Source organism: Lysinibacillus sp. BPa_S21, from assembly GCF_023337795.1.
Taxonomy (GTDB): domain Bacteria; phylum Bacillota; class Bacilli; order Bacillales_A; family Planococcaceae; genus Lysinibacillus.
Genome location: NZ_JALIRS010000020.1, coordinates 19,957 through 31,091 on the forward strand (window position 1 = coordinate 19,957; position 11,135 = coordinate 31,091).

General features: G+C 37.4%; 10 protein-coding genes. 5 read left to right on the forward strand and 5 right to left on the reverse strand.

What is annotated here, in order from left to right:
* Positions 1-44: 44 nt before the first annotated feature.
* From MOK21_RS22325 to MOK21_RS22340, 4 genes are all read right to left on the reverse strand, one after another.
* Entirely contained in the window at positions 45-1,145 is a 1,101-nt protein-coding gene (locus MOK21_RS22325) for an acyltransferase (protein ID WP_249076144.1), read from the reverse strand.
* 228 nt (positions 1,146-1,373) lie between these two features.
* Positions 1,374-3,056, reverse strand: a complete 1,683-nt coding sequence (locus tag MOK21_RS22330) for a hypothetical protein (RefSeq protein ID WP_249076145.1) — start codon at positions 3,054-3,056, stop codon at positions 1,374-1,376.
* Positions 3,057-3,269: 213 nt separating this feature from the next.
* On the reverse strand, positions 3,270-3,701 hold the full coding sequence (locus MOK21_RS22335) for a protein-tyrosine phosphatase family protein (RefSeq protein ID WP_249076146.1): 432 nt from the start codon (positions 3,699-3,701) through the stop codon (positions 3,270-3,272).
* 20 nt (positions 3,702-3,721) lie between these two features.
* A complete protein-coding gene (locus MOK21_RS22340; protein WP_249076147.1) occupies positions 3,722-4,669 on the reverse strand; it encodes a carbohydrate kinase family protein in 948 nt (315 codons plus the stop codon).
* A 295-nt stretch (positions 4,670-4,964) separates the two neighbouring features.
* Here MOK21_RS22340 and MOK21_RS22345 point away from each other — a divergent pair, with 295 nt between their 5' ends.
* Entirely contained in the window at positions 4,965-5,528 is a 564-nt protein-coding gene (locus tag MOK21_RS22345) for a GNAT family N-acetyltransferase (protein WP_249076148.1), read from the forward strand.
* A gap of 18 nt (positions 5,529-5,546) precedes the next feature.
* On the forward strand, positions 5,547-6,464 hold the full coding sequence (locus MOK21_RS22350) for an EamA family transporter (protein WP_249076149.1): 918 nt from the start codon (positions 5,547-5,549) through the stop codon (positions 6,462-6,464).
* A 188-nt stretch (positions 6,465-6,652) separates the two neighbouring features.
* Here MOK21_RS22350 and MOK21_RS22355 read toward each other — a convergent pair whose 3' ends face one another.
* Positions 6,653-6,883, reverse strand: a complete 231-nt coding sequence (locus tag MOK21_RS22355) for a hypothetical protein (protein WP_249076150.1) — start codon at positions 6,881-6,883, stop codon at positions 6,653-6,655.
* Positions 6,884-7,085: 202 nt separating this feature from the next.
* Here MOK21_RS22355 and MOK21_RS22360 point away from each other — a divergent pair, with 202 nt between their 5' ends.
* The 3 genes from MOK21_RS22360 to MOK21_RS22370 all read left to right on the forward strand — a co-directional run bounded on the left by MOK21_RS22360 (position 7,086) and on the right by MOK21_RS22370 (position 11,117).
* The gene (locus MOK21_RS22360; RefSeq protein ID WP_249076151.1) at positions 7,086-8,189 is read left to right on the forward strand and encodes an extracellular solute-binding protein; all 1,104 of its coding nucleotides are present in this window, start codon (positions 7,086-7,088) and stop codon (positions 8,187-8,189) included.
* A 123-nt stretch (positions 8,190-8,312) separates the two neighbouring features.
* Complete coding sequence (locus tag MOK21_RS22365) at positions 8,313-9,383, forward strand: ABC transporter ATP-binding protein (protein ID WP_249076152.1); 1,071 nt, start codon at positions 8,313-8,315, stop codon at positions 9,381-9,383.
* Between the two features lie 12 nt (positions 9,384-9,395).
* Positions 9,396-11,117, forward strand: a complete 1,722-nt coding sequence (locus MOK21_RS22370) for an ABC transporter permease (protein WP_249076153.1) — start codon at positions 9,396-9,398, stop codon at positions 11,115-11,117.
* Positions 11,118-11,135: the final 18 nt, after the last annotated feature.

Below are 11,135 nucleotides of genomic sequence, written 5' to 3' on the forward strand. Positions count from 1 at the left end.
ATTCAACGAAAGGTGTTTAGATCTTATCTCAAATTTTTAAGTCATTAGGCTTTATTTCTCTTTGGTGCTGGCAGATTTCCAAATAAAAACCATGCACGTGGGAAAAGAAGATGCATTGAGCGAATAAATACATAACAGAAAATGACCGTTAAAACAAATCTCAAGAATACATATAAATGTATATGTGAAGAAACGAGGCCACTCAAAATACTATCGCTCAATACGTATAAAATACATGGATGGACTAAATAAAATCCAAACGAATAAATTCTTAAATGCTCAGCTAATTGATTGAGCTTTCTTCCTCCATGATTGACTAAATAAATACTAACTTTAAATAGTACAAAACATGAGAGAAGCATATAGAAAGTAGACAAACATTTAAATGCTATGTATGAAATGTCATCGTACCCTAGGGTGATGCGGAAATAATACAGAATGGTATACGCTATGCCTATTAAAAAGGTAAGGGTGATCCATACGAAATATTGTCTTTTCGACCATTGTTCCTTTAAAGATTGATAATGTAATGCAACCCAGCCACCGAAGAAAAAGCTTGCAATGTATATGGCAAACAAAGGAACGGTAAAGGAAATATCAAACATTTCAAAGTAACTTTGAACAGCTAATTCAACAGCAAAGCCAATGATCAATAAATATTTTTTAAACCACCAAAAGCGTTTTACGAGATAGACGAAAAGCGGCATTAAAAAATATAACTGTACTAAAATTAAAATGAAATATAATTGATAATAGGCTCCCCCTGTAACAATGGAAGTAAACATTGCCTTCCAACCTGTAAATACTCGAAATCCTTGATAGTAGGAAAATAACTCATAAAAAATGGACCAAACAAGGAAAGGTCCTAGAATAAACAAAAATCTACGTTTGTAAAAGTTTGTCCATGTTTGTTTTGTAAAGGGTTTCGACTCGTAATTGTAAAACAATGTAAGACCACTTAGAAATACAAAAACAGCCCCTTCAAAGCGAGTAAAACGATTTAAAAATAAATAGTAAAAATAAGATGAATGATCAATTGGGATATTATTTAATGCAACCCCAGTAGCATGAATTAAAATAACAAGTAACATCGCCGTTACTCGCATAAATTTTACTGCGTCGATACGTTCTTTATTTAAAGGCAATTGAAGAACCTCCCTAGACACAATCATAACTATATAGTAGCTAGGACGTCAACAAACCTTCTGTTAATGTTCTTAGTACATTTTGCTGAGCGACTCCTTGACGAACTAAAAAAATTATATATAAAAAGCACATATAAATTCGATATTACCAAATTTATATGTGCTCATAGCTTTCATATAACAGCTAGCCATTATGTAGCTGTTTTCTTTCTCCATATTGGCCAGACATTAATTTGAATCAAAGCCGTTAGAACCATCGCCTGCTAGCGCCATCGCTAAAGCGTAGAATGTACGACGTGCTCCAGCACAGTTTGGAGATTCTTTATCAGTAGTAGCGAGGTCTGTAGCAGAGCTAACCGTCCCCTCTGTATTTGAAACATCCGCTAAAATATCTAAGCGGGCTAAATCCCAAAGACCTGAACGACCGTGCGACGGGAAGGAATGTTGACCATGTAATGCTTGACCCACTTCAAGTTGAATTTTAATAGCTTCTCCGATTTTATTACTGCTTGCAAACCCTTGACCTGTAAACCCAGGATAAACATTAAACAATCCTACCATCGCCTGATTGATCCCCTCCCCCTTATTAGGCATTTGCCACGGATTTTTAACTAATTCGGATGAACCTAACATCGCATTTTCCGGAATGTACATCCCCCAATATTTAGCTTGGCTAAACGAATGATTAATTAAAGTATTTTTGATTGTTGAATAATTTGTAAATATATCTTGGTAGGTATTCATCATCTGCGTGGCCATCACTGCAGAATCTGAATCAACATTCGGAACAAGATTGTACCATGATGAAGCTGTTGGATTTTCAATCAAACTCGCAAAGATCTGTAAGAATGTTATAGCAAATGTATTATATGCCGGGGAATCAAATCGAGCTCTCAGCATACTATTCGCTAACGTCACTTCGGAAAATCCATGAACTGGAAGAACTCTTTTAGCAGTTAGTGAATCGTTAAAGGGCTCTTGTTGGAAACACCCTTTAGAGGCATTGGCAACTGAAGTATTGGAACCCCAATGAGTATAACTAAGTACATCTCTGATTGCGTTTTTCATGTGATATGCAGGATTTAATGAAGCTCCAGTGTCATTAACTTTTACATCATACACATGTGCAGCCATCCAAAAAGCAATTGCATTTATCGAGGCATTAAGAATAAATCGCTGGTTTTTAGTGTTGAAGTAGGAATGGTGATCTATATATTCTCTACCACTTGTTCCTGGTTGGATACCAGCAAAAGAAACTTGTCCCGAACTATCCAAAACTGTTGGCATCTCTAAATATTTTTTTTGAGGATCAGTGGATAAATCTGCGGTAGTTATCCAGTATCCGATTTGTCCCGAATAGGGTCCTGTAGCGAAACGATATGCTTTTTCTGAGTCATTATATGTCCAAGCTGACGGAGTACGATGATACATTAACGCATGATATTCTTTAGAAGTTAAAACTTCATTAGCAAAATAATCTCGGTATCGCACTAACAACTCATCTACTTTAGATAGTGATACATCACTTTGAGATTCATCTAACTTCTTAAGCATTGCTACACCAAGATAAATAAAACCTGCTAATGGATTAATTGTCGGGAAATTATATGTTCGATTTAGAAGCTTAGGAATAACCGTATTAACCATTTCCTTATAAACCGCATCACGCTCTCCAGCGAGTGCCTTTTGTTGAGCAAACTGGGCACAGAACATCATTAATTGTCCAACGCCTTGTTGATATGTGGAAGCATCACTTGTGCCATTTAATAAATGATTCTGGAAAAATTTCCGCACTCGTGGATATCGACCTTTATCTTTCTTATAAGGATGATTTAAAGATACCTGCTCAGTAGACAATAGAAATGCTTCGGCGAAGGCTTGAGCCTCTTGTAAGGGTGTAAATGTAGTCAATTGATTCACTCCTAAATTTGTATTTTTGAGCTTACAAACATTAAAAGTGAATTATTTTTTCAAAAATAAACCGCTATTTTTTATCACCATAAACTTGGATTGATTATTTAACAAAATGTCATCCAACTTTTTAGTTTTATCGACAACTACCTTTCAAAGAGCAAAAAAGAAGATGTACCAAAGTTATAAAAAACCTTTGGTACATCTTCTCATTTATTTATATAGCTTCTGCAGAGCATCTTCCATTTTAGGTCGGATTGTCACTTGTGGACGGGCGTTTTTAACAGCCTCTTCTGCTTCCTCTAGAGAATTGGCCATGCCAAGCTCCATTAATACAGCAGTCGCTGCAACTCCTGCGCGTCCTCCTCCGCTTCTGCAATGGAAGTACACTTTCTGCCCATTCTCATAGGCAGCAGCAATTTCTTTCGCAACCTTTTGAATAGATGGTGCTACTTCTATGTCCTCATCAGCAATTGGCATATGCTTGTACACATATGAAGCTGCATCTTGCTCCTCATTGGATAAGCCGTTCACTCGAACATCAATCACGATATCAACCGTTTCTTGCTCAAAAGCTGAATTTGCATCTTTCGCACCGCCAAAGAATAATCGATCCTTCACTAATACATCGTAATTTTTCTCCATAGTATGCACGCTCCAAACAACTATTTAAGTAAATGCTTAATATCATCATAAAAAGGAAGAGCTGTTAATGCCCCTGCTTTAGTGGCTGCTAAAGCACCTAGCTTATTACCAAAGCTTACACAACGGGCAAGTTCCTCCTCCGTTGTAGGTAAACCATTGTAATGGACATCGCGTAATACACCGGCCATAAACGCATCTCCAGCACCTGTAGTATCTACTGGCACAACCTTTTCTGTCGGAACATGGATAACCTCACCATTTAATACCGCATATGTGCCGTTCTCCCCTACTGTTACTAAAATAATAGGCACTAAATAACTGTTTAATTGCTCAATTCCCTCTTCCAAGCTAGTTGTTTCTGTCAGGAAGAATAATTCCTCATCAGTAACCTTTAAAATATCTACGTTCTCGAAAAATGACGTGATGGTTTCACGGCAAACCTGCTCACTGCTCCAACGTAGAGGGCGAATATTCGCATCCATTGCGATAATAGCTCCTTTTTCCTTTGCCAACTCTACAGCAGCACGAGTTGTTTCAAGAGCTGTTGGATGGAACATTGTACCCGAGCACACAGTTAAAGCAGATGCATGTTTGAAAGCTGCATCGTTTAATTGTGTTGCTTCTACTTGTAAATCTGGCGTCTCATCGACATAATCCTTAAAAATTCGTTCACATGCTTCTGTTAAATGTACATAGACACCACTAACACGCTTCGCAGGGTTAAATACGGCATAATCCAGGTTTACCCCTTCTTGTGCAAGGCCTTCTCGAACAAATTGAGAGCCTTCGTCATCTCCTGTAATCGTAATTAATGACGATGGCGCACCGATACGGCTAATTCCCGCAGCAACATTTACCGTTGCACCACCCATATATTTAGTAAAAGAAGTGTTTGTTACGTCATCAGCGATATAGTCAATAAAAGCATCGCCATAAACTAAAATATAATCCTTATCTTCCTTTGTCATTGTTGTCCTCCCGAAACTCTAGTCATTATAGATTAACATGAAATTTGATGTCGTATAAAGTTTTAAACTTTCGGAAAAATAATCAATGATCCCTTGGCTTAATTGAGACCGGAATCGGCGTTGGTCATTGCCACAGGACTCGGCGTTCTTAGACTGAGTTCCTCTATTTCAGCAAGTGTTTGAACACTCGTTCCAAAGAAGATAAGATGCCGTCAGAATATCATCATTTATTCAAAAACTTGAGTCATCCTCTATCTTTGTTATACTTGCCTATAGAAAGGTAGGGATTTTGACAATGAGTATTACAATTCGACAAGCGCAACCACAGGATGCCCATGCCGTTGTACCATTAATTATTGATGCGATTGGTGATATTGCCAACCGATTAACTGGAGAACATACAGCTCAAGCAGTGGAACAAGAGCTTACTGTACTATTCAAGCGTGAGGACAATCGACATTCCTATTTAAATACTTTTGTTGCCGTTGAGAATGAACAAGTAGTAGGAATTCTTGTTTACTATAATGGCGTCGAAGCTATTCACATGGATGAAAATCTTGTTAAATGGCTTCAAGAAAAAAATGCACCGTCCATCATCATCGATAAAGAGGCACATGAAGATGAATATTATATTGATACTATTTGTGTAGCACCAGAAGCTCGTGGAAAAGGTATAGGATCATTATTATTACAATTCGCCATAGAGGAAACACAAAAACGAGGCTATACAAAATTATCATTAAACGTTGAAACGCAAAAAGAGGACGCTCGTCGTCTTTACGAACGTATGGGCTTTGTGATTACAGAGCCATGGTCCATAATCGATGAACCATTTCATCATATGGTGAAGCAATTTTAGGAAGTGAAACAAAAAAACATGAAGAAAAATTTATTTTATCCTCTTTTAATTGTCATTGCTTCTAGTAGCTACGGTATATTATCGACAATTGTCAAAGTAGCTATGCAGCATGGCTTTACAACAGGAGAGGCAGTATCGAGTCAATATATTATTGGCTTTATGCTTGTTGCAACTATTTTTATTTTGACACAAAGACAATTACCAAAGATTTCTAAAAAGGGACTGCTCATTTTAGTGTGCGCCGGGATACTTACCGGTACTACAGGAATTGTATACGGAGAATCATTGAAGTATCTTCCCGCCTCTCTGGCAGTAGTCATGCTCTTCCAATTCACATGGATCGGCTTATTAATAGATTGCGCACTGCATAAACGCTTACCAAGTCGGACTGAAGTGATTTCTATCATTGTATTATTTGCTGGAACTATTTTAGCGGCTGGTGTACTCAATGTAGATTTAAGCGGTATTGCGATTCAAGGCTGGCTACTAGGTTTTACTGCTGCCTTTACTTTTGCTTGCTTTATCCAATTTAACTCTCGTCATGTGGAAGGTATTACAACTACATCACGCGTGATGATTGTTTCTTTTGTCGCCCTTATCGTAATTAGTATTTTCTTAAACCCTGAAGTTCTTTGGAACGGTAAATTATTTGCCGGTGGTTTATGGAAATTCGGACTAGCATTAGGACTATTCGGTATTATTTTGCCGATTTATTTATTCTCTATAGCGGTTCCGAAGGTGGGAGGAGCACTTGCCTCTATTCTAAGTGCAATCGAGTTACCTGTTGCTGTAACTGTTTCCGTTATTGTTTTACATGAACCTTTAACATTTTTACAAATAGCGGGTATTATTTTAGTTATTCTAGGTATGATGCTACCGACCATACTTTCGCAGCGACGACAAAAGAATCAATCTTTAGAGCCTACTAGTAAGTAAATTTTAATCTAAATAAAGAAAGGGAGATGTATTCAGATTATTGATACATCTCCCTTATTTCTATACTAACTTTTATCAACCATGTGCTCCGTCCATAAACGCTGTGAATTGTGTACGTGTTAAGTTTTCGCTTGGTCTAAAATTCTTGAAAAGTAAAGGGTTGTTGAAGTAACCCTTGTTAGATTAAATTACCATTTCAAATTTGAATATAGTTCAGAAATTTTTATACCTTCTATCGTTGCCTTTTCAAAGAGTTCTTCATATCCATTAAACTCTTGGGTATAATGGTCTCTGGTTCTTGACAGAAACGACTTATCACCATTATGGCTAATCCAATACTCATCATTTTTAAAATCGAAATTGAATTCTTCACCTATTGCAATAAGACTTTTAAATTCTTCAAATTCTTCTTTTGTCATGTATTTAACCTCCTCTTAACCTTCGATAGATTTTAATAGTCTTTACCTCTTTGTTTGTTTACCCAATCATCATTACTATCTATTATTTTCATTAATTATTATAAATCTAATTATAATTTTTTAATAATTCTAACATTATTGCAAGGTCTATAGATTATACTGTTAGTATGTAAGTTTTTCACTATTAGGAAGGGGGAAGATTATGCAGAAAACACGTATCTTCAGTTTTTTACTTGTACTGATGCTTATTGTATTAGCTGCTTGTAGTAGTGATAACAAGACTTCTACAAAAGATGCAACAGATAACAACAAAACATCCGATTCGAAAAAGACCGATGAGGCAGCTACACCATCTGGAAAGCTTGTGATCTATACAGGTCGCGATGAAGAAATGGTACAAAAAGTAATCGATCAGTTTAATGAAAAGTACCCGGACATTGAAGTGGAATTTTTAACGATGGGCGCACAGCAAATTTTAGAACGCCTACGTGGTGAAAAAGCAAATCCGCAGGCTGATTTTTGGTGGGGCGGTACGCAGTCTGCACTAACTGTCGGCGCCGATGAAGGTTTACTTCAAGCTTGGAAGCCTAGCTTTAGCGACTCCATTGACGCAGCTTATAAAGATGCAGATGGCCGTTGGTTTGGTGAAATGCTACTACCAGAAGTCATTATGATTAACAGTGATGTATTAAAGAAAGATACGGGTCCACAAGATTGGGACGATTTATTAGATCCAAAGTGGAAGGATAAAATTTTAATTCGTGGTGTGTTAGCGTCTGGGACGATGCGTACGATTTATTCATCTATGATTTTACGTCAAGGTGCGGATTCACCTGAAAAAGGCTACGATTGGCTATTAAAATTAGATGCCAACACGAAGGAATATACACAAGATCCAAATGCACTTTATTTAAAGATGACACGACAAGAAGGCAGCGTTTCCTTATGGAATTTACAAGATATTTTATTGAAGAAATATACAACCGATTATCCGTTTGATTATATTTATCCGAAAAGTGGTGCACCGATTTTAGTGGATGGTGTTGCCGTTGTAAACAATGCTAAAAACTTAGAAAATGCAAAGCTCTTCACAGAATTTATATTTGAAAAAGGTATGGTGACACAATTAGCCAACGATTACTATCAAATTCCAACTCGCTCAGATATCGATAAAGCGGCAATGCCTGAGTGGTATAAAGAATTAGATTTAAAAACTTTCGATATAGATTGGAAGCTCATGACTGAAAAAGAAGCAGAATGGATGGAGCATTGGGATAACAATATTAAAGGCCGCGGAAAAAAGTGACCGATTACTAAAGGGTTGTAACTCATAAGACATCTATGAATATTGTTCATGTTTTTAAGCCTCGAGTATATTTTGCTCGAGGCTTCATGTAACTAATTTTCTAACGAGAAAGGAGCGTTTCAATTGAAAAGTGTCAAAATAGAAAATGTCTCTAAGAAATTCGGTCAAATTCATGGCGTAAAAGATTTAGATCTTCATATCAAAGCTGGCGAGTTTTTCACTTTTCTCGGTCCAAGTGGTTGCGGGAAAACGACAACACTAAGAATGATAGCCGGCTTTTATTTCCCAACTGAAGGGAACATTCTTTTTGATGATTTGGATGTGACAAGGCTTCAACCGAATAAAAGGAACATCGGTATGGTATTTCAAAATTATGCCCTCTTCCCACATATGACCGTAGACGAAAATATCGCCTTTGGATTACAAGTACGAAAGTTCTCGAAGGCAGAGATCAAGCAAAAGGTTGATCGCATTAGAGGACTTGTCCATTTATCGCAATATGGTAAGCGAAAAATTAATGAATTATCTGGTGGGCAGCAGCAGCGGGTTGCATTGGCAAGAGCGCTTGTGATAGAGCCTGATATTTTATTACTAGACGAGCCTTTGTCGAATTTAGATGCTAAATTACGTGAAGAAACGCGCGTTGAAATAAAACGTATCCAATCTGAGCTCGGCGTTACAACCATCTATGTTACGCATGATCAAATGGAAGCTATGTCTATGTCAGATCGGATCATGGTCATGGAAAATGGGAACGTCAGGCAAATCGGTACGCCTCAAGAGATTTATAATCGACCTTCTAACCGCTTCGTAGCAGACTTTATTGGTGAGACAAACTTAATTGAAGCGGAAATTGATTCCGTTAACGGTGATGATATAAAGGCCAAAACAGCGAGTGGACTTATTCTTACTGGGCGAAAGCAACAGAGCTCCCCTACTTTAACGCATATGATTGGAGACAAAGTATTTATTTCTATTCGTCCTGAATCTATTAATCAAGGCACTGGTGAAAACACATTAACAGGTAAAATTACTTTTGTGGAGTTTACAGGGATTAGTGTGAACTACATTGTGGAATGTCTAGATTTTTCACTAAAAGTAATGATTATCAATATGAACGGTCAACTTAAAAAAATTGGTGAAGACATCACCTTAAATATAGCCCAAGATTCACTTTATTTTTTGGGAGAATAGGAGGGTAAAAACATGGAGAAAACACACCTCAATCCTTCTGAAGGAAATGCATGGACACGACTAACTAGCTCAAAGTGGTTTGTTTATATTTTAGTTGCACCTTTATTTTTAGTGTTGTTTGCCTATGTAGTATACCCGTTCTATCAAACTTTTACAGAAAGCTTTTCTGGTGATCATGCGCTATCTAATTATAAAAATTTTTTTAATATAGCTAGCCCCGCAAACATTGAAGCATTGTGGACTAGTATTTATATATCCGTTATTAGCGTTATTTGCTGTGCAATTGTGGGTGTAACTATGGCATTTCTACTGGAACGCTATAATTTCCCAGGCAGAAGGATACTCTCTATTTTAGTATTGGTACCTATGGCTCTTCCGCCGTTAGTAGGCGTGCTGTCCTTTACATTTTTGTATGGAGAAAGTGGTATTTTCCCACGTATGTTTCAGCACCTATTCGGTTTAGAGCAAGTACCTTTTTCATTAAAAGGCATATGGGGGGTTATCGTAGTACATACATTCACTATGTACACTTACTTCTACTTAACCGCCTCAGCAGCTATCAAAGGTCTTGATCCCGCTTTAGAGGAAGCCGCGACTAGCTTAGGCGCAGGGCGTATTCGAGTATGGACAAAGGTTATTTTGCCTATGTTAACCCCCTCGATTGTTGCCTCATCCTTACTCGTATTTATGATTTCTATGGCATCCTACACTGCACCTTTAATGTTCGGTGTTGAACGCACGATGACTATGCAAATCTATTTATCACGTACGAATGGTAATTTAGATATGGCGGCGACACAATCTATGATTTTATCCTTTGTGTCCATTACATTTTTAATTATTATGCGCTGGTATCAAAATCGCCGAAATTATCAAAACCTCAGCAAAGGTATTAGTGTTCATCGATCTGAAGTGTCTTCGAAAGGCATGAAAGTTATGGCAACTATTGCATCTTTCGTAGGCACGTTAATCTTAATTTTGCCGATTTTAGTGCTTATATTAATTTCATTTTCCGTTGATGGTGCATGGAAAACGCAAATTCTCCCAACAGATTATACACTGGATCATTATCAGGCACTATTTACCGATGAACGGACGTGGCGGCCAATTTGGAACTCTGTTCGAATGGGGCTTGTTGCCACATTCGGCAATATCATTTTTGGTGTTGCGGCAGCCTATGCTATGGTACGATTAAATTTTAAAGGTAAAACATTACTCGATATTTTAATTATGGTTCCTTGGGCATTGCCGGGAACGGTTGTAGCTGTCAATTTAATCGCAGCCTTTAGTACGGAAAGTATTTTCTCCTTTAATCAGGTACTGATCGGGACGTTTTGGATTTTACCGTTAGCTTATTTTATTAGACATTTACCGCTCGTTTTCCGATCTACATCCGCATCACTTGTGCAATTAGATCAATCTATTGAAGAAGCATCACGAAGTTTAGGGGCAACATGGTGGTATTCATTTAGACGTATTGTACTCCCCCTTACATTTACGGGCATTCTAGCAGGTACGCTACTTGCACTTGTTCAAAGCTTTGGTGAATTCGTCGCATCTATCCTGCTTTACAGTACGACAACCATCCCATTATCAGTGGCGATTTTCCAAAAATTATATTCTTTTAAATTTGGAACTGCTTGTGCATATGGTGTCTTACAAATTTGTTTAATTTTAATTGTACTTATTATTTCCGAGAAGTTATCAAAAGGCAGTGCTGGTTCGGCCATATAACTGCTAATCTACTAGGAG

Coding starts and splice junctions, on each gene's coding strand:
- MOK21_RS22370 (WP_249076153.1), top strand. CDS start 9,396: ATGGAGAAAACACACCTCAATCCTTCTGAAGGAAATGCATGGACACGA.
- MOK21_RS22355 (WP_249076150.1), bottom strand. CDS start 6,883: ATGACAAAAGAAGAATTTGAAGAATTTAAAAGTCTTATTGCAATAGGT.
- MOK21_RS22345 (WP_249076148.1), top strand. CDS start 4,965: ATGAGTATTACAATTCGACAAGCGCAACCACAGGATGCCCATGCCGTT.
- MOK21_RS22350 (WP_249076149.1), top strand. CDS start 5,547: ATGAAGAAAAATTTATTTTATCCTCTTTTAATTGTCATTGCTTCTAGT.
- MOK21_RS22360 (WP_249076151.1), top strand. CDS start 7,086: ATGCAGAAAACACGTATCTTCAGTTTTTTACTTGTACTGATGCTTATT.
- MOK21_RS22335 (WP_249076146.1), bottom strand. CDS start 3,701: ATGGAGAAAAATTACGATGTATTAGTGAAGGATCGATTATTCTTTGGC.
- MOK21_RS22340 (WP_249076147.1), bottom strand. CDS start 4,669: ATGACAAAGGAAGATAAGGATTATATTTTAGTTTATGGCGATGCTTTT.